This is a genomic window from Paracoccus niistensis (assembly GCF_042432925.1).
In the GTDB taxonomy this organism is placed as follows: Bacteria; Pseudomonadota; Alphaproteobacteria; order Rhodobacterales; family Rhodobacteraceae; genus Paracoccus; species Paracoccus niistensis.
Genome location: NZ_JBHLWE010000009.1, coordinates 26,400 through 49,426, shown reverse-complemented (window position 1 = coordinate 49,426; position 23,027 = coordinate 26,400). Strand labels below are relative to the sequence as shown.

Annotated in this window: 23 protein-coding genes; 13 read left to right on the top strand and 10 right to left on the bottom strand. The window is 68.2% G+C overall.

All coding sequences use genetic code 11. The annotated features are described in order from the left end of the window. Positions 1-4: 4 nt before the first annotated feature. Positions 5-592: a glutathione S-transferase family protein gene (locus ACFFII_RS02825; protein WP_377697383.1), complete on the top strand. Its 588-nt coding sequence runs from the start codon at positions 5-7 to the stop codon at positions 590-592. Here the strand turns inward: ACFFII_RS02825 and ACFFII_RS02820 are convergent. From ACFFII_RS02820 to ACFFII_RS02800, 5 genes are all read right to left on the bottom strand, one after another. Further along, positions 568-1,815, bottom strand: coding sequence for a BaiN/RdsA family NAD(P)/FAD-dependent oxidoreductase (locus ACFFII_RS02820; RefSeq protein ID WP_377697381.1), 1,248 nt, complete (start codon positions 1,813-1,815; stop codon positions 568-570). The two genes, ACFFII_RS02825 and ACFFII_RS02820, sit on opposite strands and share 25 nt — an antisense overlap. Continuing rightward, positions 1,812-2,840, bottom strand: a complete 1,029-nt coding sequence (gene holA, locus ACFFII_RS02815; protein WP_377697380.1) for a DNA polymerase III subunit delta — start codon at positions 2,838-2,840, stop codon at positions 1,812-1,814. Before holA ends, ACFFII_RS02820 begins: the two co-directional genes overlap by 4 nt. A 5-nt stretch (positions 2,841-2,845) precedes the next feature. Next, positions 2,846-3,328, bottom strand: a complete 483-nt coding sequence (lptE, locus tag ACFFII_RS02810; protein ID WP_377697379.1) for an LPS assembly lipoprotein LptE — start codon at positions 3,326-3,328, stop codon at positions 2,846-2,848. Beyond that, positions 3,315-5,855, bottom strand: a complete 2,541-nt coding sequence (gene leuS / locus ACFFII_RS02805) for a leucine--tRNA ligase (protein ID WP_377697378.1) — start codon at positions 5,853-5,855, stop codon at positions 3,315-3,317. Before leuS ends, lptE begins: the two co-directional genes overlap by 14 nt. 66 nt (positions 5,856-5,921) lie before the next feature. Further along, positions 5,922-6,407, bottom strand: coding sequence for a DUF3576 domain-containing protein (locus ACFFII_RS02800; protein ID WP_245688875.1), 486 nt, complete (start codon positions 6,405-6,407; stop codon positions 5,922-5,924). A gap of 278 nt (positions 6,408-6,685) precedes the next feature. Between ACFFII_RS02800 and ACFFII_RS02795 the strand changes: the two genes are divergently transcribed. Both ACFFII_RS02795 and ACFFII_RS02790 read left to right on the top strand, forming a co-directional pair. After that, complete coding sequence (locus tag ACFFII_RS02795; RefSeq protein WP_377697376.1) at positions 6,686-7,738, top strand: porin; 1,053 nt, start codon at positions 6,686-6,688, stop codon at positions 7,736-7,738. 89 nt (positions 7,739-7,827) lie between these two features. Next, complete coding sequence (locus ACFFII_RS02790) at positions 7,828-8,514, top strand: YggS family pyridoxal phosphate-dependent enzyme (RefSeq protein WP_377697374.1); 687 nt, start codon at positions 7,828-7,830, stop codon at positions 8,512-8,514. Between the two features lie 548 nt (positions 8,515-9,062). Here ACFFII_RS02790 and ACFFII_RS02785 read toward each other — a convergent pair. Both ACFFII_RS02785 and ACFFII_RS02780 read right to left on the bottom strand, forming a co-directional pair. Beyond that, positions 9,063-10,565, bottom strand: coding sequence for a PAS domain-containing protein (locus ACFFII_RS02785; RefSeq protein WP_377697373.1), 1,503 nt, complete (start codon positions 10,563-10,565; stop codon positions 9,063-9,065). Between the two features lie 158 nt (positions 10,566-10,723). Beyond that, the gene (locus tag ACFFII_RS02780) at positions 10,724-12,070 is read right to left on the bottom strand and encodes an ActS/PrrB/RegB family redox-sensitive histidine kinase (RefSeq protein ID WP_377697371.1); all 1,347 of its coding nucleotides are present in this window, start codon (positions 12,068-12,070) and stop codon (positions 10,724-10,726) included. Between the two features lie 75 nt (positions 12,071-12,145). On the opposite strand from ACFFII_RS02780, the gene ACFFII_RS02775 reads away from it, so the two are divergent. From ACFFII_RS02775 to ACFFII_RS02765, 3 genes are all read left to right on the top strand, one after another. After that, entirely contained in the window at positions 12,146-12,769 is a 624-nt protein-coding gene (locus tag ACFFII_RS02775; protein WP_377697370.1) for an SCO family protein, read from the top strand. A gap of 65 nt (positions 12,770-12,834) precedes the next feature. After that, positions 12,835-13,389: an ActR/PrrA/RegA family redox response regulator transcription factor gene (locus ACFFII_RS02770; RefSeq protein WP_377697368.1), complete on the top strand. Its 555-nt coding sequence runs from the start codon at positions 12,835-12,837 to the stop codon at positions 13,387-13,389. Between the two features lie 82 nt (positions 13,390-13,471). Further along, positions 13,472-13,783 (top strand): H-NS histone family protein, encoded by a 312-nt coding sequence (locus tag ACFFII_RS02765; protein WP_377697367.1) that lies wholly within the window; start codon positions 13,472-13,474, stop codon positions 13,781-13,783. A 19-nt stretch (positions 13,784-13,802) separates the two neighbouring features. Here the strand turns inward: ACFFII_RS02765 and ACFFII_RS02760 are convergent, their stop codons facing one another. The 3 genes from ACFFII_RS02760 to ACFFII_RS02750 form a co-directional block, all read right to left on the bottom strand. Then, positions 13,803-14,399 (bottom strand): HD domain-containing protein, encoded by a 597-nt coding sequence (locus tag ACFFII_RS02760; protein WP_377697366.1) that lies wholly within the window; start codon positions 14,397-14,399, stop codon positions 13,803-13,805. A 76-nt stretch (positions 14,400-14,475) separates the two neighbouring features. Next, positions 14,476-15,021, bottom strand: coding sequence for a protein-export chaperone SecB (secB, locus tag ACFFII_RS02755; RefSeq protein ID WP_377697365.1), 546 nt, complete (start codon positions 15,019-15,021; stop codon positions 14,476-14,478). Between the two features lie 55 nt (positions 15,022-15,076). Continuing rightward, the gene (locus tag ACFFII_RS02750) at positions 15,077-15,583 is read right to left on the bottom strand and encodes an FxsA family protein (RefSeq protein WP_377697364.1); all 507 of its coding nucleotides are present in this window, start codon (positions 15,581-15,583) and stop codon (positions 15,077-15,079) included. Between the two features lie 100 nt (positions 15,584-15,683). Here ACFFII_RS02750 and ACFFII_RS02745 point away from each other — a divergent pair, with 100 nt between their 5' ends. The 7 genes from ACFFII_RS02745 (at position 15,684) to ACFFII_RS02715 (ending at position 22,975) form a co-directional block, all read left to right on the top strand. After that, the gene (locus tag ACFFII_RS02745; RefSeq protein WP_377697363.1) at positions 15,684-16,325 is read left to right on the top strand and encodes a Tim44/TimA family putative adaptor protein; all 642 of its coding nucleotides are present in this window, start codon (positions 15,684-15,686) and stop codon (positions 16,323-16,325) included. A gap of 1 nt (position 16,326) precedes the next feature. Then, positions 16,327-16,956, top strand: a complete 630-nt coding sequence (locus tag ACFFII_RS02740) for a Smr/MutS family protein (protein ID WP_377697362.1) — start codon at positions 16,327-16,329, stop codon at positions 16,954-16,956. A 94-nt stretch (positions 16,957-17,050) separates the two neighbouring features. Further along, the gene (locus ACFFII_RS02735) at positions 17,051-17,950 is read left to right on the top strand and encodes a calcium-binding protein (RefSeq protein ID WP_377697361.1); all 900 of its coding nucleotides are present in this window, start codon (positions 17,051-17,053) and stop codon (positions 17,948-17,950) included. A 131-nt stretch (positions 17,951-18,081) separates the two neighbouring features. Beyond that, positions 18,082-18,351, top strand: a complete 270-nt coding sequence (rpsO, locus tag ACFFII_RS02730) for a 30S ribosomal protein S15 (RefSeq protein ID WP_090756507.1) — start codon at positions 18,082-18,084, stop codon at positions 18,349-18,351. Positions 18,352-18,998: 647 nt separating this feature from the next. Beyond that, positions 18,999-19,190, top strand: coding sequence for a hypothetical protein (locus ACFFII_RS02725; protein WP_377697360.1), 192 nt, complete (start codon positions 18,999-19,001; stop codon positions 19,188-19,190). A gap of 255 nt (positions 19,191-19,445) precedes the next feature. Next, positions 19,446-21,593 (top strand): polyribonucleotide nucleotidyltransferase, encoded by a 2,148-nt coding sequence (gene pnp / locus ACFFII_RS02720; protein WP_377697359.1) that lies wholly within the window; start codon positions 19,446-19,448, stop codon positions 21,591-21,593. A gap of 230 nt (positions 21,594-21,823) precedes the next feature. Further along, a complete protein-coding gene (locus ACFFII_RS02715) occupies positions 21,824-22,975 on the top strand; it encodes a hypothetical protein (protein ID WP_377697358.1) in 1,152 nt (383 codons plus the stop codon). Positions 22,976-23,027: the final 52 nt, after the last annotated feature.

The window sequence follows — 23,027 nt, the reverse complement described above, 5'->3', positions numbered from 1 at the left end:
ACGGATGTACAAGGTGATCGGCTACGGAGGGACGCGGGCCTTCCGCCTGCTGTGGATGCTGGAGGAACTGCACATCCCTCACCGGCACGACCGGGTCATGCCCTTTACCCAAGCCGCGCGCGATGCCGTGCCGGGCGGGCGCCTGCCCGCGCTGGAACTGCGCGACGGCACGATCCTGCAGGACTCGACGGCGATCCTGTCGTTCCTGGCGGACCGCTACGGCGCATTGACCCATCCGCCCGGCTCGGTCGAGCGGGCGGTGCAGGACGGCTGGACCCACCGCGTGGGCGAACGGATCGACGGCCCGCTGATGAACTGGACGACCTTCATGCAGGGCCACGGACCGCCTCCTGTCCCCGAGGTGCGCGCCTGGGTGGCGGACTGCCTGGCGGAAGGGTTCGCGGCCGTGGCCGAGTCCCTGCCCGACACTTCCTGGCTGACAGGAGAAGAATTCACCATCGCCGACATTGTGCTGGGCCATTGCCTGCACTGGGCCGAGCGCTATCAGGCGATGCCCGAGGATGCGCGGCTGCGGGCCTATCTCGCACGCGTGCGGCGGCGCCCGGCCTATCTGGCGGCCGACAGCTCCTGATCCAGGTGCCGGGCGGCGGCATGTCCCGCATGCCGCCCGGTGGCCATGCAGGTGGTCAGCAGATAGCCGCCCGTCGGCGCCTCCCAGTCCAGCATCTCGCCGACGGCAAAGACGCCCGGACGCGCCTTCAGTTCCAGGTCGGGCGAAAGCGCGCCGGCCGCGATGCCGCCGGCCGAGGAGATGGCCCGTTCAATCGGCATGGGTCCCGCGTGCCTTAAGGGCAGCGCCTTGATCCGGGCAGCCAGAGCGGCTGGGCCCTCGGGCAGCGGACGGCCCCATTCCAGCAGCAGCGCGACCCTGACCGGATCGCCCAAGACCCGCCTCAGCCAGTTGCCGACCGACAGCTTCCCGCGCGGCCGCGCCAGTCGCCCGGCCAGCGCCCCTGCATCCAGGTCAGGCGCCAGATCGACGAAGCCTTCTGCGCCATCCCTCAGCGCCGCCGAGATCTCGTAAACCGCGCCGCCCTCGATCCCCGCCGCCGTCAGCACCCATTCGCCCCGGCTTTCCAGCGCCCCCGCCGACAACCGCGTGCCCTTGACCGCCATACCATGCAGCGGTGCCATCGCCGCCGACCAGTCCACGCGGAACCCCATGTTCGCGGGCCTGAACGGTGCGACCGCCACGCCCTGATCACGAAGCCAAGGCACCCAGGCAGCATCCGAGCCCAGCCGTGGCCAGCTTGCCCCGCCCAAGGCCAGAACCGTAGCACCCGCCCTGAGAACACACGGCCCCTCGGGCGTGTCGAAGGTCAACCCCTCGGCTTCGAATCCCCGCCACCGCCAGCGCAGCCGCAGCTCGGCCCCTTGCGAAGCCAACCGCCCCAACCAGGCCCGCAGCAGGGGCGAGGCCTTCATGCCGACCGGGAACACCCGTCCGGTCGAGCCCGCGAACAGTTCGATCCTCAAGCCCTGCGCCCAGTTCATCACCTCCGCCGGGCCGAAGCCCGCGACGATGGCCTTCAGCTCTTCTTCGCCGAAATATCCCGGGGGAGCGTCCCGGAGGGACGCGGGGGCAGCGCCCCTCGCCACCCGTGCCGCGAACAGTTCGGCCGGCTCGTCCTTGGTCAGGTTCAGCCCCGACTTTCCCGCCATCAGGAACTTCCGCGCCGGCGAGGGCATGGCCTCCGCGATGACCACCCGGTGCCCGGCTGCGCCCAGAACCTCGGCCGCCATCAGCCCGGCGGGTCCTGCGCCGATCACCAGCGCCGGGACGTCCTCGGTCACCGTCGCCCCCTTGGCATCATCGCCAGCCGGATCAGCGCGCGTTCCATCACCGCCATGGCCGGCGCGCGCGAGGACGAGCGGAGCGTCAGGTCCGTGTCGATCAGCAGATGCAGCGCCTCCTCCAGCGCGCGCATCCCCCAGGCCTGCGCCTGCCGCGCCATGCGGTCGCGGCGCGGCCCGAAGACCGGGGGCCGCAGCCGCCCGATTCCTGCAGCCGCCCCGCCGGGGTCGGAGGCGGCCGCGTGCAGCGCCCGGAAATGGCGCAGCGCCGCGATGCAGATCGTGACGGGCAGGATGCCCTGCGTCTCGACCCGCCGCATCAGCGCGCCCAAGCTGTCCGAGCGGCCCTCGGCCACCGCCTCGACCAACTCGTCCACGTCGGTCTCGACGGTCGCAGGGGCCAGTGCGGCGATCTCGTCGGGGGTCAGGGGGCTGTCATCGCCGTATTTGTAAAGCCCGATCTTCTCGACCGTCTGGCGGAAGTCGCCGGGATCGAGCGCGCGCGCGAGCGCCGTCAGGTCGCGCATGGCGGCAGGTGGCACGGCGCGCAGCCCGGCTTCGGCCAGCCAGCGCGAAATTTCCTCCTCGCCCGGCGGATCGTCGTAGATAGGAGCCACCACAGCCGCCTTGTGCGGCTCGAACAGCTTGCGCAGCGCCGACGTCTTGCCCAGGCTCCCGGCTGTCACGACGATCACTGCGTCGCCATGAGCCCAGGCGTCCAGCGCCGCGGCAATGGCGGGGGCAGCGGCGTCGTTCGCCTCCTCGACCAGCACCACGCGGGGGCCAGGAAAGAAGCCCACGGCCTTGATCTCGTCCATGAGCGCGGCCGCGTCCCGGCGCAGGTCGCCGCCGGCAAGGCGCGTCAGGCGCATCTCGGCTTCGGCATCGGGGCCGGTCAGGGCCGCCACGGCCTCGGCCCGCTTCAGGGCCACGCGCATCGCGTCCTGCCCGTAGATCAGCAGCGCGGGCCGGGTCGGGTCGGGGCGCGCGAGATAGCGCGCGATCTCGGCGCCCTTGAGGATCATGGGGGTCAGGGCACCGTGGCCAGCAGCCGCGTCACCACCTGGTCGGCCAGCATCACGGCCAGCCGGCCCCGTGCGTCCTGTTCGGCCGCGTTGGTGGCGATCACCGTGCCCTCGGTCGAGTAGCTGGAAAAGTTGCTGACCTCGCCCTGCGCGACCACCGTGCCGCTCGCGGCCTCGGTCAGCCTGTAGGTGGCGGTGCCGTTCAGCGAATAGCGGGTCGTCACCTCGTCGGGCGTGATCGCCTGCCCGACCGAGGCGATCTGCAGCCGGTAGCCGAGGTCGTAGCGGACCACCTGCTCGGGGCCGAGCCGTTCCGTCAGGCGGCGCAGGAAGGCATAGTCGTCGGCGGTCTGCGGATCCGCGACACGGACCTGTCCCTGCAGCCGCGTACCCGCGCCCCCCGGCCCATGGACCGGCTGGAACCCGCAGGCGGCCAGCGCCAGCGCGGCCAGCAGCGCGGCCAGCAGCGCGGCCCTACGCGACCACATTGACGATCCGTCCCGGCACGACGATCAGCTTCTTCGGCGGCTGGCCGTTCAGGAACTTCTGCACCGTCTCGTCGGCCAGCACGGCCTGCTCGACCTCGACCTGGGCCATGTCGGCGGGCACGGTGATCTCGCCCCGGCGCTTGCCGTTGATCTGGATCGGCAGCGTGACCTGATTGCTGACCAGCAGGTTCGGGTCCGCCTTGGGCCAGGGCGCATCGACCAGCAGCCCCTGGCCACCCGTCAGCGCCCAGACATCCTCGGCCAGGTGCGGGACCATCGGCCCCATCAGCGCCGCCATGATCCGCAGGACGGCCCGGCGGGGCTCGCCCGAGGCGGAGGACTTCGACACCGCATTCGCCAGTTCGTAAAGCTTGGCCACCGCCTTGTTGAAGGCAAAGCCCTCGATGGCACGGGTCACCTCGTCGATGGCGCGATGGGCGGCGCGCAGGAGGTCGGCGTCCTCGCGGTCCTCGCTGCCCTTGTCCTCGGCCAGCCGGTGGACGCGAGACAGGAACTTGGCCGCAGCCTCGGCCCCGGCCGAGGTCCATTCCACGTCGCGCTCGGGCGGGCTGTCGGACAGCATGAACCAGCGCGCGGTGTCGGCCCCGAAGCCCTGCACGATGTTCACCGGGTCCACGACGTTCTTCTTGGACTTGGACATCTTGGCCGAGGGGATGATCTCGACCGGGGTGCCGTCCGAAAGCTTTCCGTCACTCACGTCCTCGGGCAGGTGATAGACCGGCCGGCCGCGCTCGTCGCGGGTCAGGTAGATCTCGTGCGTGACCATGCCCTGCGTGAACAGCGCGTCGAACGGCTCCTTCGCCGTCTCGGGCAGGTGCCCCGTCTTCACCATCGCACGGGCGAAGAAGCGGGAATAGAGCAGGTGCAGGATCGCGTGCTCGATGCCGCCGATATACTGGTCCACGTTCATCCAGTAGTCGGCGTCGGCCCGGTCGGTGGGCGTGGCCGCATGGGGCGCGGTGAAGCGTGCGTAATACCAGGACGAGTCGACAAATGTGTCCATGGTGTCGGTTTCGCGCCGGGCAGCAGCGCCGCATTTCGGGCAGGTCGCGCGCGCCCAGGCCGGATGGCGGTCCAGCGGGTTGCCGGGACGGTCGAAGCTGACGTCGCGCGGCAGCAGAACCGGCAGGTTCTTCTTGGCCTCGGGCACGGTGCCGCAGCTTTCGCAATGGACCACCGGGATCGGGCAGCCCCAGTAGCGCTGGCGCGAAATGCCCCAGTCGCGCAGGCGGAACTTGGTCACGCCCTCGCCATAGCCCTGCGCTTTGGCATGCTGGATGGCGGCGTCCACGGCGGCCTCTCCGGCCTGGTCGCGGCTGCCCGAGAATCCGCGGACATAGGTGACGGTCTCGGATTTCAGGGGCACATAGGGCTCGTCGGCCACCAGCGCGTCGGCTTCGGCTTCGGTCATGCCGGGCTTGCCGAAGGTCGCCCGGATCGGCAGCCCGTATTTGCAGGCGAAGTCATGGTCGCGCTGGTCATGCGCGGGCGAGCCGAAGATCGCCCCCGTGCCGTAGTCCATCAGCACGAAGTTCGCGATCCAGACCGGCAATTCCCAGTTCGGGTCCAGCGGATGGCGCACGCGGATGCCGGTGTCGATGCCGACCTTCTCGGCCTTCTCCAGCGCCTCCTCGGAGGTGCCGACCTTGCGGGCCTCGGCGGCGAAGGCGTCCAGCCGTTCGTCGCTCGCCTCAAGCGCCTTTGCCAGCGGATGATCCGGCGAAAGCGCCACGAAGGACGCCCCCATCAGCGTGTCGGGACGGGTGGTATAGACCTCGATCCGGTCGAAGCCCTCGGGCGCGTCCACCGTGTCGAAGCGGAACTGCAAGCCCCGCGAGCGCCCGATCCAGTTGGCCTGCATCAGCCGGACCTTCTCGGGCCAGCCCTTCAGCGTCTCCAGCGCCTCCAGCAGTTCCTCGGAGTAATCCGAGATGCGGAAGAACCATTGCGTCAGTTCCCGCCGTTCCACCGGCGCGTTCGAGCGCCAGCCCTTGCCGTCGATGACCTGCTCGTTGGCCAGAACCGTCATGTCCACCGGGTCCCAGTTGACCACGGCGTTCTTGCGATAGATCAGCCCGGCGTCGAGGAAATCGAGGAACAGCGCCTGCTGCTGGGCGACATAGTCGTCGTCGCAGGTGGCGAACTCGCGGCTCCAGTCGATCGACAGGCCCAAGGGCTTCAGCTGGTCGCGCATGGTGGCGATGTTGCCATAGGTCCAGTCGCGCGGATGGCCGCCCTGTTCCATCGCGGCGTTTTCCGCGGGCATCCCGAAGGCGTCCCAGCCCATCGGGTGCAGCACGCTGAACCCCTGCGCGCGCTTGTAGCGCGCCACCACGTCGCCCATCGTGTAGTTGCGGACATGCCCCATGTGGATGCGTCCCGAGGGATAGGGGAACATCTCAAGAACGTAATACTTGGGCCGCTCGTCCCGGACGGCGCGGAAGCTGCCGGCCTTTTCCCACGCCTCTTGCCAGCGCTTTTCGCTATGGGCGGGATCATAGGGCATGGCGGGACTCCGGGCGGTGAAATGGCCCGGCGGGTTTAGCCCTGCAAGGGGGACAGGTCCAGCGGCTTACAATTGCCCATCGCGGACGCGCAACTGCCGGGCGCGGGTCAGGATGGCGTCCTCGACCGCCCGCACCGTGTCGGGTGCGACGGCCGCGCCGCCCGCCCCCTGCAGCGACACCTTGAGGCTGCGCGCGTCAAGCGCCGGGTCCGACACCTTGATGGTGGCGCGATAGGCTCGCCCCCCGCCCGGCGGCGTGCCGTAGCCCGTGACGATCACGCCGGTGAAGGGATCGACCGTCTGGATGGGCAGGAAGTCCAGCACCTCGAGGCTCGCGTTCCACAGGTAGCGGTTCACGGCGACCATGCGCTGGGGATCGCCGCTGTTGGAAAACAGGTCCCAGATCGTGGAGCGGCGCGGCTGGGCGGCCTCGCGCGCCTCGTGCTGCGAGGCGGGAAGCCCGCCTTGGCCGCAGGCCGCAAGCGCGCAAAGCGACAGGACCGCGGCAAGGCGCATCGGATGGCGGATCGTCAGGGCGGCGCGAATGGTCATGGCAGGATCATCCCGAAGGCCCCGGCGTCAGGGCGTTGGGGCAGGCATAGCTTGTTTGCCCGCGGGACGACAAGCGCCCCTGCAGAAGACGTCCCGCAAGCAGGCCGGACAGGGGCGACGCCCTGCCGCAACGGACTGTGGCGCTTGTGCATCACGGTCTCGTCAAGTCGCAATGGCCCGGGCCAATTCGTTGCAATGTGGACCTTAAAGCGCGAGACCTGAAGCACACCCATTCTGCTCAATCGGATTGGGGACAGAGAGAGACAAGAGGGAAAGCCATGAAAAAGCTTCTGATCGCCACCAGCGCGCTGGTTGCCCTGACGGGTGCCGCGTCCGCTGAGGTCGCCCTGACCGGCGACGGCCGCATGGGTCTGGTGTGGGACGGTGAAAACGCGCAGTTCTCCAGCCGCGTCCGCGCCAAGTTCAATCTGTCGGGCGAAACCGACTCGGGTCTGTCGTTCGGTGGTTCGTTCCGCGTCGACCAGGAAAACTATCGCGCGGATCCGGAAGGCCGCTCGGCCGCGCACGGGACCGCCGGCTCGGTCTATGTCTCGGGCACCTTCGGCAAGCTGTCGATGGGCGACGTCGTCTCGGCTGCTGAAGCCGCGATCGGCGACCTGACCGAACTGGGCTACACCAGCGGCGAATTCGCGTCGAACCCGGAAGAAATCGACTTCCTGACCGGCGACGGCGAGAACGAAGAGCAGGGCCCGACCGCTCTGTACGAATACACCTTTAGCGGCGTGAACCTGTTCGCGTCGATGACCGACGGCTCGCGTCGCGACTGCTCGGCCAGCAACGTCATCGTCGGCGACCTCGAGTGCTATGACTTCGACGAAGACGACAGCACCGACGTCGCCTTCTCGCTGGCCGCCGGTTACGAGTTCGGCGCCTACAACGTCGCCCTGGCCTACTCGGAAAACGGTGACGGCCGCGAGATCGTCGTCGGTGGTACCGCCGCGATCAACGAGTTCAAGATCAAGGGCTTCTACGCCGACTACGACGATCGCGACCTCGCCCAGCTGGGTGACTTCGAATACGACTTCGACGACGACGAAAGCACCTTCGAAGTCGACTATGACCGCGCCTACGGTCTGTCGGTCGAGTACGCGATGGCCAACGGCGTCGGCATCCAGGGTCTGTGGATCCGCCGCGAAGTCGAGATCCTTGAAGGCTTCGGCGACGCAGCGGAAGACACCTACGACGCCTATGGCATCGGTGCGTCCTACGACCTGGGCGCTGGCGCGACCCTGGCCGGCGCGGTCATCAAGAATGAGCTGTTCGCCGACAACGAGACCCGCGCCGACGTGGGTATCAAGTTCCAGTTCTGATCCCTTCGATCAGGCTTGAAACGGATCGAGCGGGCCTTGTGCCCGCTCTTTTCATTTGCGATTCGCCGAACGTGAAAGGACGGCATGCCATGAGCCTTGACGAGATCCGGCAACGTATCGAGGCAGCGGCCCGAGCGGCAGGCCGCGACCCTGCAGACGTGACGCTGATCGCGGTCAGCAAGCTGCAGCCCAACACGCGGGTGATCGCCGCGCTGGAGGCAGGCCAGCGCGTGTTCGGCGAGAATTACGTGCAGGAGGCGCAGCGGAAATGGCCTGCGCTGCGCGAGGGCCGCGCGGGGGTCGAGCTGCACCTGATCGGCCCGCTGCAGTCCAACAAGGCGCGCGCCGCGGTCGAATTGTTCGATGCGATCCACAGTCTGGACCGCCCCTCGCTGGCGCAGCGGCTGGCGCGCAGCGTGCAGGACCTGGGACGCGCACCCCGGATGTTCGTGCAGGTCAACACCGGGGACGAGCCCCAGAAGGCGGGCATCCCGCCTGCCGAGGCGGACGGCTTCATCGCGCTCTGCCGCAGCCTCGATCTGCCGGTCGCAGGCTGCATGTGCATCCCGCCGGAGGGGGAAGACCCGCTGCCGCATTTCCGTCTGCTGCGCATGATCGCCGAACGGAACGGCCTGAACGGCCTGTCCATGGGCATGAGCGCGGATTTCGAGACCGCCATCGCCGAGGGTGCGACCCATGTGCGGGTGGGCAGCGCGATCTTCGGCGAACGACCCAAGCGGCAAGCGGAAGACGCGGACCCTGCGTCCTCGGACTAGGAGCTCCGGCAAGGGTGCCATGGTTGCCAAGGCAGGCCTGGGCCGCCAGCGCCCCTTCTGGCCTGATGCCCGATATTCTCGACCGGAAGGATGCAGCCGCGTCTTCCGGTCCAGCATGCAAGGGCTCGCAACTCGAAGAACGGCGTCCCGTCTTCCAATGCGGAACCGTCCGGGACCAGGGCCTACCCTTGTGGAGCGTTCCCTATGTCGGACGCGCTGTCCTGTTCCGCAGATATGGTTCGAGACCTTGAGGCAAGGCGCCGGAACGCTGAGCCGGATGCCCAAGGGGAACTGGTCGTGTCGCAGGCTGTCGCATGCCAAAGTCGGCGGCATGGCCGTTGATTACCCACTCGTGTCATATCTGAGGCACGCCAGAGACGTAATCCCAGGAACACAACACAGGCGGGATTGCAGCCGCAGTGTCCGGACCGGCAGGACGACTTTGGTTCACTTTCCGGCAGCCGTTCACCCGTCATTGCGGAACGCATGAACTGCCGCCAAACCCGCGCGCCCGGTCTGACCGGCAAGCCTCGGGTAGACAGAATTCCTCAGGCCGCTCCTGCCGTCGCCCGAGTTGCCGCGCTGCCCGAAGGCTCCCGCCCTGCAGGCGAAACCGCTCCGTCCGTGGTCAGCGTGGCCGTCATCGAGGGGGCGAACTGCACCATCCGGCGGCCCGCCGACAAGGGGCGCACCCGCCAGGACAGGATCGAGCGGTCGGGTCCCGCGATTGCGCCCTGCAGGGGAGCGTCGCCCCGGTCCGAGGCGAGCGCGCGACGCAGGCTCTGGTAGCCGGGGCTGTCCACCGCGATGCGCCGCCACAGGTCCAGGTAACCGCGCAGGCTTTCGGCGGCCCTGGCGCCCCAGATCGCCTCGAAGGCGCGGTTCGCGCTGAGCACGCGGCCGTCCGAATCGAAGATGGCGACCGCCGCGTCGATCCCGTCCAGGATCTCGGCGCCAAGGGACAGTTCCGCCTTGAAGCGGCGCGTCATGGCGATCTCGCCCGTGATGTCCTCGAACAGGAAGGCGATGGCTCCGTCGGGATGGGGACGCCCGGTCACCCGATAGGTCTGTCCGCCCGGCAGCGACCAGATCTCGACATGGCGGCCCGAGGCGGCCTCGGCCTCCAGCGTGGCGATGGTGTTGCGCCAGCTGGCATAATCCTTGGGCTCGGGCACCATGCGCAGCTCGCGTAAGCCATCCAGCAGCGCGTGCAGGGTGGGGCGGGCGGTCAGAAAGCCGATGGACAGGCCCGTGAGGTCCATCAGGGCCGGGTTGAACAGTTGAAGTCGCCGGTCACGGTCGAAGATCGCAAGCCCCGTCGGCAGGTCGGCGAAGGTCTTGGTCAGCGTCTGGACGAATTCGCGCAGGCTGCGCTCCGCCCGCACGGCGCTGTCGGCGGGCACCGCGAAGATCGTGCGGTGCCCCTCGCCCGGCTGCAGGTGACAGTCGAACCAGCGCAGCTGCTCGTCGCCCTCGATCTGGGCGCGGGTCGTGCCCTCGGCTTCGGGCGGCAGGGCGATCAGGCGCGGCAGGGGCCAGCGCGTTTCGTCCGTCAGCTGCGCCTCGACCGCGCAGAGATAGGCAGCATTCGCCCACACCACGGCGCCTGCGTCATTCTCGCGCCAGATCAGCACCGGGGCATGATCGACCGAATCCCGCAGGATCGACAGCTCATCTTCCAGCGCGGCAAGGGAGTGGGCGTTGACGGTGATCCCGGCATGTTCAAGCCGCGGGTCCACGACCTCGATCCGGACAAGCCCGCTGCCCAGGTCGTGCAGGTCCAGGCGCAGGCCGGAAAGGCCCCCCTGCGCCGCCAGCGTGGCTGTGCCGTCCTGCGCCGCCAGTTCCAGAAGGCGCTGAGGTTCATCGAACCGCTGGGAAAGCCAGGTCCAGAGCCGCGTCCATTCCCCTTCACCCCGAAGGGCCTCGATCAGCGCCTTGGCCGGGCCGGTTGCGTCGATCAGGCGGCGGTCGCGGAACAGGAAGGCGACCGGCTCGGCGGCGGGGCGCGCCGCAGGGGTCCGGGGTGCGCCCCGTCCATGCCTGTCCACTGCGCCAGGGCGAGCCCGGCCAGGACCGAGACCACCCCTGCCGCAAGGGCCAGCCCCACCGTGATGCCATCCGTCATGCGCCGCCCACCGCGTCCTGTCCGGCGAGCGTGATAGCAGCCTGCGCCTTAAGAAATGGTTAAGCGGCAACCATGCCGCGATCAATCCGCGATTGCGGGGTTGGGTCCAAGAGCGGCGCGATCATCGGCCATGATCGCCGCGTCGGGCCAGGTCACGCGAGCGACCGCGCCGTCTCCGTTGAAGAAGGCGACCGTGCCGCCGCTGCGTTCCAGCAGCGTCCGCGCGATGAAGAGGCCGAGTCCCATCCCCTCGTAGGGGCCAGAGGACGACCCGGCCTTCCGGGTGGACAGATAGGGCTCGCCCAACCGGCCCAGCAAATGGGGCGGATAGCCCGGACCGTCATCCCGGATCTCCACGACGATCCGGCCGTGCTCGTGGCTGGCGTGGACCTCGACATTGGCCGAGGCGAAATCGACCGCGTTCTGGATGAGGTTGCGCAAGGCGTGGATCAGCCCCGCGTCGCGCCGGATGACCAGGGCGCCCGCCGCGCCAAGCTCCATTCCGATCCGGGCGCCGCGCTGGCGGTGGGGCGCCGCGGCCTCGTCCAGCACATCGGCGAGGGGCGCCGAATGCAGCAGCAGGTCGTCCTTGCCGGCCGAGCCCATGCTGCGCAGGATGTCACGGCAGCGATCAACCGATCGGCGCAATTCGGCCAGATCCTCGGCAATCTCGGGGCGGTCCGCGAACTCGTCGGCGAGTTCGCCCGCGATCAGCTTGATGGTGGCAAGGGGCGTGCCCATCTCGTGCGCGGCCGCCGCGACGACCCCGCCGAGGTGCTGCAGCCGCTGCTCGCGCGCGAGCCCCATCTGCGTCGCGGCCAGCGCGTCCGCCGTCGCCCGCAGATCCGACGAGACGCGCCAGACACAGAGGGCGAAGAAAGCACCGCCGATGAACAGTTCCAGCACGCGCCCGACATACAGCGCGACCTCAGGGGGCAGGGGCCCGGGCAGGAAGGTCAGCGGCACGCCCGCGCCCGTCATCACCACCAGCATCGCCGCCGTGGTGGCCGCCAGCACAAGGATGTGGCGCAGCGGCAGCACCGTCGCGCCGATGGTCAGGGGCGACAGCACGAACAGCGCGAAGGGGTTGCCGATGCCGCCGGTCAGGGTCAGCAGCGCCCCCGTCTGCAGCGTGTCGAAGCCCAGCTGCGCCAGCGCATGCCGGTCATCCGTGCGCTGCACCCTTGTCCCCAGGAGCAGGTTCATCGCCACCGCTGCCGCCATCACCAGCGCCACGGGGGCCAGAGGGAAGCGCGCCCCCACGGCCCAGGCGCCCACAACCGCCGCGGCCTGTCCCACAAGCGCGATCCAGCGGGCGGCGATCAGCGTGCGCGGGCGTACGGGCCCTGGACGAAGGCGGCCCTGCAGGAGCCTTGCTCCATTTGTGGCGGGCAGAGGGTCGTGGCGCGTGGAAAACTTCGGTGGCATGATGCGGGCCTTGCCTCGTTGGCGTGACGGTTGATAGCCACGGGCGCCGAACGCGGCAACGAAGAGGATGGACGCATGACCGACCGCCGATTGATGATGCTGGGGCTTCTTGCCACCGTGCTGGTGCTGCTGACGGGATGGCTGTGGCTGCGTCCCGCCTCGGGCGATCCCTTTGCAGGCTGCCGCCGCTCGGTCGTGGCGGGCGGGGCCGGGTCGCTGGGCGGCAGCTTCACCCTGACGGACGAAACCGGCGCACGGGTGACGGACGCGCAGGTCTTCGACCGGCCGTCGATCTTCTACATGGGTTATACCTATTGCCCGGATGTCTGTCCCATGGATGCCGCGCGCAATGCCGCTGCCGTGGACATCCTGGCCGAGCAGGGCATGTCGGTGAAGCCCGTCTTCCTGTCGGTCGATCCCGCGCGCGACACGCCCGAAAGATTGCGCGAGTTCACCGACGCCATGCATCCCGAAATGCTGGGCATTACCGGATCGCCCGAAGAGGTGACGACAGTCAGCCAGGCCTGGCGCGGCTATTTCCGGTTGAACGATGCCGAGGACAAGGAAAACTATCTGGTTGATCACACCACACAGAGTTTTCTGGTCCTTCCGGGACATGGAACGGTCGAGTTCTTTACGCGCGACACCAGCCCGGAACAGATGGCCGAACAGATCGCCTGTTTTGTCGACGCGGCGTGATATGCGGCTGATACAAATCGCGCAATTCCACCATCGATGATCCTGATCAAGAAAACGAGATCGACATGAACGCAGAAAATGCCGCCCGCATTGTCGAGGACCCCAGCCTGCTTCTGGTCGATGATGACGAGATTTTCGTGACGCGGCTTTCCCGCGCGATGGAGCGCCGGGGCTTCCAGCCCCGCATTGCCACCAGCGTGGCCGCCGCGCGCGAGATGGTGGCCCAGGCCGCCCCCGCCTATGCTGTGGTCGATCTGCGGCTTGAGGATGGCAGCGGACTAGATGTTGTGGATGCCCTGCGGTCACGCCGAGAGAACTGCCGCATCGTGGTGCTGACGGGCTATGGCGCGATCGCCACGGCCGTCGCTGCCGTCAAGATGGGCGCCGCGGATTACCTGTCGAAGCCCGCCGATGCCGACGAGGTGATGAATGCCCTGCTGGCGCAGGCAAACGCATTGCCGCCGCCGCCCGAAAATCCGATGTCGGCCGATCGCGTCCGCTGGGAACATATCCAGCGTGTCTTCGAACAATGCGACAGGAATGTCAGCGAAACGGCACGCCGCCTGCATATGCATCGGCGCACGCTGCAGCGCATTCTCGCCAAGCGAAGCCCGCGCTGAAATTTTCGGGTTGCGGCTTCCCGAAGGATTTGCCATTCGGTCGTTCCATTTCGCGCGAAAGGAATGAGCATTGGAAATAGACATGGACTCGATGTCGCTGGATGATCTGCGCGACCTGCGCAACCAGATTGATCGGGCGATCAGCTCCTACGAAACCCGCCGCCGCAAGGAGGCAATGGCCGCGCTGGAGCGGACCGCCAAGGAGCTGGGGTTCAACCTGAATGAGCTGACCGGCGCCTCGTCCCGCGGCCGTCGTGGCGGTTCGGGCGAAGGCCAGGCCAAATACGCCCATCCCGAAAATCCCAGCCAGACCTGGTCCGGCCGGGGCCGTCGCCCGCGCTGGGTGACCGAGCAGATCGAATCCGGCAAGTCGCTGGAAGACCTGCGGGCCTGACGTCCCCTTCGCGGGGGTCTCAGCCGTCCAGGCGCGCCATCAGCGCGGCGAAACGATCAAGGAAGGCTGCGCGCGTCTCGGTCGGCGGGCGCAGCCGGATGGCCAGCCCCCCGGTGCTCGCACCCGGAGGCAGCGGAAACAGGCGGTCCGCCTCGGCGGGGCTGAAGCCGGCGATCTCGACTGCCTCGAGACGGGCGGACAGCCGGTCGGCCTGCTTGATCTGCACCTTCACCAGTCGCGGAATTACCGCCGGAAGCCCGAAGCGGCGATGCACCGCCGCGGCGATCCGGGCGTCCATCTCGCGGTAGCCCGGCCCCAGCGCCGCCTTGACCGGCGAGATCATGTCGCCGATCACGTATTCCGGCGCGTCATGCAGCAGCGCCGCCAGTTGCCATTGCGGCGCGATGCCCGGGTCCGTGCGGCTCACGATCTCCTCGACCAGCAGCGAATGCTCGGCCACCGTATAGGCCCAGTCTCCGCGCGTCTGCCCGTTCCAGCGGGCGACGAAGGCCAGCCCATGGGCGATATCCTCGATCTCGATGTCCAGCGGCGTGGGGTCCAGCAGGTCCAGCCTGCGGCCCGACAGCATCCGCTGCCATGCCCTTGCACGCGCCATCAGCAAGGACCCCCGAGGATGAGAAAGGGCCGCCCAAGGCAGGGCGGCCCATGAAACGTGTCAGGGCGCATCGCCGTCAGGACAGCGGCTGGCCTTGCGGGCGCTCGGCCCCCGACTGCGCGCGGCGTGCGGCTTCCTGCCGGTACAATGCGACGAAGTCGATCGGGTCCAGGTTGAAGGGCGGGAAGCCGCCGTCGCGGGTCACATCCGACAGGATGCGGCGCACGAAGGGGAACAGCATCCGGGGGCATTCGATCATCAGGAAGGGGTGCATCTGCTCTTCCGGCACGCCCTCGATGTGGAAGACGCCGGCATAGTCCAGCTCGCACAGGAACAGCTTGGCCTGGTCCGCGCTGTTCTGCGAGGTGACGCGGTACTTGCAGATCACCTCGTACTGGTGATCGGCCTGGCGCTTGCGGGCGTCGAGGCTGACCTGCACCTGGATCTCGGGCGAAACCTCGCCGCCGATGCCCTTCTGGGCGACGATGTTCTCGAAGGACAGGTCGCGGGTGAACTGGGCCAGGATGTTCAGGCGGACGCCGGGCTGGGCCGCGGGTTGCGGCTGGGCCGGCTGCGCGCCCGATGCGCCGCCCGGGGCGCCGTTGGTGGTCTCATCGCTCATCTTGCGTCCTCGCGTCAGCGGTTCGTCCGCCTGTTAGCACCGGGTCGACCGCCGCTCAATGCTGCGTCCAGCCAGATGGACGACGCGGCCCGCGCGGCGGCAGCGAGGGGGGCAGGTCGTCGAGGCTTTCCTCCACCTCCACATATTCCGCGTCGATCACCGTGGCGCGGCCGGGGGGCGTGCCGTGGCGGCCGGTGCCGAAGCCCGCCGTCGTCACCCGGACCCGGCGGCCCAGGGTGCGCAGCAGCAGGCTGCGCACCGGCGGGATCAGCAGCAGGATCCCCAGCGCATCGGTGAAGAAGCCCGGCAGCACCAGCAGCCCCCCGCCCAGCATGATCAGCGCGCCATGGGCGATGGGCTGGCCCGGGTCGCGGAACTCGTGCACCGCGCGCTGCAGGTCGGCCATCGCGGCCGCGCCCTGCCGGCGCATCACCCAGATGCCGATGACCGCCGAGGCCAGCACCCACAGGATCGTCGCACCCACCCCGATCTCTCCGCCGATCTGGACGAACAGCGCGATCTCGAGGATCGGCAGCAGGACGAAGGGGACCAGAAACCACATGTTCAACCTCGCGCATGGGCCGCAACTGGACTTGGCGGCCCTCGGCACCTACATAATCGAGCGATCCTTCCAGACCAGACCCTTGGGGCCAAAGCGCAGAATGTCCAATACGATGCTTCAGATCGTCGTGCTTGCGGCCATCGCCGTCTTTCTCATCATGCGCCTGCGCAACGTCCTGGGCACCCGCGAGGGCTTCGAGCGGCCGCCCCAGCCCGTGCAGGCCGCGCGTCCCGCGCCCGTGGCCGTGCCTGCCGAGGAAAGCGACGTGCTGGACCATGCCGAGGCCGGAACGCCCGCCGCCGAGGCGCTGAGCGCGATGCAGCGGGCCGAGCCCTCCTTTGCGGTCGGCCCCTTCCTGTCGGGTGCGCGCCAGGCCTACGAGATGATCCTGACCGCCTTCGAACGGGGCGACCTGTCCGAAGTCCGCCCGTTCCTGGCGCCCCCCGTGGCCGAGGCCTTCGACGCCGTGATCGCGCAGCGCCAGGCTCAGGGCATCCGCACCGAGGTGCAGTATCTCGGCACCCGCGAGACCGCCCTGCAGGGCGCAAGCTTCGATCCCCAGACCGGCACGGGCGAGATTTCCGTCCGTTTCGTGGGCGAGTTGATCGCCGTCCATCGCGACGCGGGGGGCAACGTGGTCGAGGGCGATCCCAAGGCCGCGCGCAAGCAGCGCGACGTTTGGACCTTTGCACGCCGGATGGGTCAGGACGACCCGAACTGGCAGCTCGTCGCAACCGCCTGACATGGCCCGCCGCGGCCGGGGCGGCTTGTCCGAGGATGACAAGGCCTTGTGGGCGCAGGTTGCCCGCAGCGTGAGCCCCATGGCCGCAGCCGAGCGGCGGCGCCTCGCCGCACCCCCGGCCGAGCCGCCCCTCGTCCCAACGCCGTCCCCCGCACCCGTCTACGTCCCGCGCCTTGCGCTGCCCGAGGACTTCGGCCTCGGCCGCAAGGCCGCGCCTGCGCGGGTGCATGTGGCGCATCTGCCTTCGCCCGCCGAACGGCTTGCGGCGCAGCCCCTGCGGATGGATGCCAAGACCCATCGCTCGCTGGTGCGGGGCAAGCTGCGGCCGGACGCCCGGATCGACCTGCATGGCATGACCCTGGCGGTGGCCAAGGCCGAGCTCACGGGTTTCATCCTGCGGGCGCAGGCGGCGGGCCACAGGCTGGTCCTGGTGATCACCGGCAAGGGTAAGGGCGACCAGGGGCCGCTGCCTGTCCGTTCGGGCGCGCTGCGCCACGAGGTGCCCCATTGGCTGCACATGGCCCCGGTGGCCCAGGCAGTGCTGCAGGTCGTTCCCGCCCATGTCCGCCATGGCGGCGGCGGCGCCTATTACGTCTACCTGCGCCGTCCGCGCGGAGCAGGCGCGCCTTAACCCTTTAGCAACCTTTCGGATGCGAGAGCGGGTGGTTTCGCGCTAGGGCGGGGACAGGCGGCGCCTGCGCCGCGATGGACCCCGGGGGCATGTGATGCTCGTGCTGCTCAGCCTTGCCAGCGTGATGATGCTGGCGCTTGTCATCGACCCCTCCTCCGATGACGGAGAGGAGGATGACGAAGACTTCCTGTCCCCCGACGATCCCGACGCCCCGGCGTCCGAGGAACCCGACGACGAGACCGTTCCGCCGCTCATCGGGACCGACTCGGACGAGTGGCTGGAGGGCCTGCACCAGGATGACCGGATCGACGGAGCCGGGGGGAACGATGACATCCGGGCGGGGGGCGGCGACGACCATGTCTCGGGGGGCGATGGCGACGACGTGATCTACGGCGACTACACGCTGGAGGATTTCGGCGACGACACGCTGCTGGGCGGTGCGGGCCGCGACATGCTGGTGGGTGACGGCGGCCAGGACGTGCTGGACGGCGGGACAGGCGACGACACGCTGTTCGGGGGCGAGGGCGACGACCTGGTCGGGGGCGGAGAAGGCAGCGACTGGCTGGCGGGCGGGGCAGGGAACGACACGCTGCAGGCTGGCGCGGGCGCGGACGACCTGTCGGGCGACGAGGGCGACGACCTGCTGGTCGCGGTTGACCGCGACGGCGAACGCGACTGGCTGCATGGGGGCGAGGGCAACGACACGCTGGTCGGGGCCTCGGACGACTGGCTGGAAGGCGGCGCGGACCGCGACCTGTTCACGCTGCCCGCGGAAGCCATCGCCGGCCAGGCGCCCGCGACGATTGCCGATTTCGACGCGGCCGAGGACCGGCTGGAACTGGTGCTGCCCGAGGCTGATGTGGCTTCGGCCGAGGTCACGCTCGACCTGCAGCCCGATGGCACGGGGCTCGTGCTTCTGAACGGGCAGCCGGTGGCCCATGTGCTGAACGCCGCCGGGCTCGATGCTGCCCGGATCGGGCTGCGCACGGGCTGAGCAGACTTTCCTTCCGCCGCCCTTTCCCCTATACGCCCCCGATCCGCCCGGCGATTCGGGCGGAGCCTCCACGGGCCTGTGCTGGACGACATCCCGGCCTGCGCCATCACCCTTCACATCAGGAGACCCCGATGTCGATCACCGTCGAAGAAAAAGCCCGCGTCATGGGCGAATACGCCACCAAAGCCGGCGACACCGGCTCGCCCGAAGTGCAGGTGGCCATCCTCAGCTCGCGCATTGCCACGCTGACCGAGCATTTCAAGACCCACAAGAAGGACAACCACTCGCGTCGTGGCCTTCTGAAGCTGGTCGCGCAGCGCCGCAAGCTGCTGGATTATCTGAAGAAGAAGGACGAGGCGCGTTACACCGACCTGATCGCGCGCCTAGGCCTGCGCCGCTGAGCCCGAGGGGCGCACATTCGCCGCGCCCTTCCGCGAACTACATCACGCCCGTGGCGAAAGCTGCGGGCGTTTTCCTTTTCGAGTCTGGGGCTCGTGGTTAACGATCCATTAAAATCCTTCGTTTCCATTTCTGGATTCCCTTTCGCCCTTTCGTGATCCTTTGCCTGTAGTCGGACAAAGGATTGATCATGCCTATCAACGTGAATGCGGGCCTTCCCGGTGCAATCATCGGCCTGCTCGCACTTCTCAGGAATCAGGGGCGGCAGAGCGGCACGCCTGCTTCCGAGGCCCAAACCGCCCCTGCCGCTTCCACCGCGCAGGCCGCATCGGCGCCGCAGCGTCCCGCAGCCGTGCCGGACAGCAGCGACAGCGCCGTCAGGTTCGATTTCTCGGTTTCGCCGGTGCAAGCGGCGCCTGCCGCGCCGGCTCCCGGCGAAACGACGTCCGTGACGGCCGGCCCGCCTGCGGGTTATGTGCCTGCGGCCGCTCCGCCCCCTGCGGTGGCAGACAGCACGCCTGCCGCCGCCAGAAGCCTGCCAGCCGGCGCGGCGGCAGGCGCAGCGACGACAGGTTTCGGGGCAGCCGGAACCGGGCAGAGAAACGTTCCTGCCGCGGCTTCGCCTGAACCGGCGCGACTGCCCTCGCCCGTGGCTCCGGACGACGAGGCCATGGCGCGGGCCTGGGCGGTCAGGTCCCTTGCGCGCGAAAACACCCTGAGCATGATCGAGCGGATCGCCCGCATGGCCGAGCCGCCCGAAAAGGCGAAGGCTCCGGCCGAAAGCGACAGCCCCGGCCGCGTAGCCCAACCGGCCGAGCCGAAGACCCTGGCCCGCGCTTGATCCCGCGTCGGTGCACTTGCGGGCGGCGGTCTCAAGGGCCGCCGCTCGTCCCGTTCCTGATCGATGATCTCCGTCCCTTGTCAGCATGCGGGCGACGACCAATATGCTTTTCACGAGACCGGTTTTCCTGTAAGGCCGGTCAATCTGCGACGTGAGGCCCGCCCCCGGCCGCATGCGAAGGATTGGGGGAGGCGGCAATGGGGCCGCCATATGACACGGGCGGCCGGAGGGCCGGTGCGCCCCCGAGGAAACTGCATGTTCGACGAAGTGAAGAAATCGATCCAGTGGGGCCGTGAAACGCTGACGCTGGAAACGGGCAAGGTTGCCCGCCAGGCTGACGGCTCGGTCATCGCCACGCTGGGCGAGACCTCGGTGATGGCCAACGTCACCTTCGCCAAGGAGCCGAAGCCCGGTCAGGACTTCTTCCCCCTGACCGTCCACTACCAGGAAAAATACTATGCCGCCGGCAAGATCCCGGGCGGCTTCTTCAAGCGCGAGGCGCGGCCGACCGAAAAGGAAACGCTGACCGCCCGCCTGATCGACCGCCCCTGCCGCCCGCTGTTCGCGCCGGGCTTCAAGAACGAAGTCCTGGTGATGTGCACGGTGCTGAGCCACGACCTGGTCAACGACCCCGACATCGTGGCGATGATCGCGGCTTCGGCCGCGCTGACGATCTCGGGCGTGCCCTTCATGGGCCCGATCGGCGCCGCGCGCGTGGGCTTTGCCAATGGCGAATACGTCCTGAACCCGGACGTGGCCGACATGGACAACCTGCGGAACAATCCCGAACAGCGTCTGGACCTGGTCGTCGCCGGGACCAAGGACGCCGTGATGATGGTCGAATCGGAAGCCTATGAGCTGACCGAGGAAGAGATGCTGGGCGCCGTCAAGTTCGGCCACGAGCAGATGCAGCCCGTCATCGACCTGATCATCGATCTGGCCGAGGACGCGGCAAAAGAGCCCTTCGACTTCCAGTCGCCCGATTATTCCGAGCTTTACCAGCGCGTGAAGTCGCTGGGCGAGGAAGGGATGCGCGCGGCTTATGCGATTATCGACAAGTCCGACCGCCGCGACGCCATTCAGGCCGTGCGCGAGACGATCGTGGCTGGCCTGAATGAAGCGGAACTGGCCGACCCGAACCTGGGCTCGGCGCTGAAGAAGCTGGAATCGGGCATCCTGCGCGGCGACATCATCCGCGGCGGCGCCCGGATCGACGGCCGCGACAACCGTACCGTCCGCCCGATCGTCTCGGAAGTCGGCATCCTGCCGCGCACCCACGGCTCGGCGCTGTTCACCCGCGGTGAAACCCAGGCGCTGGTCGTGACCACGCTGGGCACCGGCGACGACGAGCAGATCATCGACGCGCTGCACGGCAACTCGCGGTCCAACTTCCTGCTGCACTACAACTTCCCGCCCTACTCGGTCGGCGAGGTTGGCCGCGTGGGGTCGCCCGGCCGTCGCGAGATCGGCCACGGCAAGCTCGCATGGCGCGCGCTGCAGGCAGTGCTGCCGGCGGCGACCGATTTCCCCTACACGATCCGCGTCGTGTCCGAGATCACCGAGTCGAACGGCTCGTCGTCCATGGCCTCGGTCTGCGGCGGCTCTCTGTCGATGATGGACGCGGGCGTGCCGCTGAAGGCGCCGGTCGCGGGCGTGGCCATGGGCCTCGTGCTTGAGGACGGCGACAACTGGGCCGTGCTGACCGACATCCTCGGCGACGAGGATCACTTGGGCGACATGGACTTCAAGGTCGCGGGCACCGAGAACGGCATCACCTCGCTGCAGATGGACATCAAGGTCCAGGGGATCACCCCTGCGATCATGGAACAGGCGCTGGCGCAGGCGAAAGACGGCCGCCTGCACATCCTGTCCCAGATGTCGAAGGCCCTGACCGAAGGCCGCCGCGAGTTCTCGGCCCATGCCCCGCGCATCGAGACGATGACCATCCCGACCGACAAGATCCGCGAAGTGATCGGCTCGGGCGGCAAGGTCATCCGCGAGATCGTGGAAACCAGCGGAGCCAAGGTCGACATCAACGACGACGGCACCATCAAGATCGCCTCGGCCAACGCCGATTCGATCAAGAAGGCCTATGACATGATCTATTCGATCGTGGCCGAGCCCGAGGAAGGCAAGATCTACACCGGCAAGGTCGTCAAGCTGGTGGATTTCGGTGCCTTCGTGAACTTCTTCGGCAAGCGCGACGGTCTGGTCCATGTCAGCCAGATCTCGGGCAAGCGCCTGCAGCACCCGAACGAGGTGCTGAAGGAAGGCCAGGAGGTCAAGGTCAAGCTGCTGGGCTTCGACGACCGCGGCAAGGTCCGCTTGGGCATGAAGATGGTCGACCAGGAAACCGGCGAGGAGATCACCGAGCCGAAGAAGGAAGACGCCCAGGCCGAGTGATCCCCGGCTTGTGACACCCGAAGGCCCCGGTAATTGCCGGGGCCTTTTTCATGCGCGGGATTTCCTTTCCCCCCTTTGCGAATGGCCTGGAAAAGCGCGCCAATGGAATTACGGCCTTTGTCGATTAACCATCTTCGCCTATCATCGCGGCAGGGCCGGAGATGCGCGCCAGACTGGGACCGTTCGCGTCATTTCCCGCTTGTCGGTTGTGTGCATGTTGCAGGTATCTCGTGTCAAAGATCACCATCCGTGCGGATCAGAAGCGCCTTGGCCAGGGCGTGCGAAGATTTCTGATCGTCGAATCCGAAACCCCGCTGCGCAGGCTGCGGCATGATCGGATCTTTTTCGATATTCCCGAGGGAATCACGGCCCGTCCGACGCTGCTGGACTGCCATGTCGCGCCCGCGCTGATGCTGGCGATGGCCGAGGGCCGGGATCTTTTTGTCCAGGGCCCGGTCTCGCGCCGGATGATCCAGAACGCTTATGAATTCGTCGAAGCCTGGACCAGCTGGCGCCCGGCGCTGTTCTCGCGCATCGGAATCGAGGCCGAGAGCATCGTGGACCACGTGGACACTCGCCCGCCCCGTGCGATCCAGGCCTTCAGCGGCGGCCTGGATGCCCTTTACACCACCTGGTACCACAGGATCGGCGGGCCTGAACCGGCGCGCAAGCCCCTGCAGGCGGGGCTGCTGGTGCAGGGCTTCGACATCTCTCCCCGTGACGACCGCGGCATGCAGATCATCTACGACCAGGGACGCACGATCCTGGACACGGTCGATGTGCGCCTGTTCCGCATGAAGACCAACCTGAAGAACGCGCTCCGCATCGATTGGGAGATGTTCCACGGCGCGGCCATCGCCTGCGCGCTGATGCAGTTTTCCGATGAATTCAACCAGGGCCTGATCGGCAGCAGCGGTCCCTATGATGCGCTGGAAATCCCCTGGGGCTCGAACCCGATCACCGATCCGCTGACGGGCGGCGCCGCCATGACGATCCATCACGATGGATGCGGGCGGTCGCGCAACGACAAGATCGACGCCATCGCGGGCTGGCCGGTGGCGGCCGACAACCTGCGCGTCTGCTGGCGCAATCCCGATCCCTCGCAGAACTGCGGCACCTGCGAGAAATGCATCCGCACGGCGCTGGGATTCCTGGCCAATGGCCATGCGATTCCGAAAAGCCTCAAGGCCGAGATTTCCGTGGCCGACATCCTGTGCTGTCCGACCAGCAACAAGGTGCAGCTGGATCGTTTCCGCCAGCTTCGGGATCTCGCGATCCGGAATGGCGTGACCGGCGCCTGGGTCGAGGCGATCGGCGCCAAGCTGCAGGCCAGGAGCCCCGCCCGGCAGAAGAAGGTGCCCGTCCTTCCGCGCGCCGCCTGACCCGCCGGAACAGCGCGTCCCTTCGGGGGCGCACGCGGGGTGTTTGGCAAGC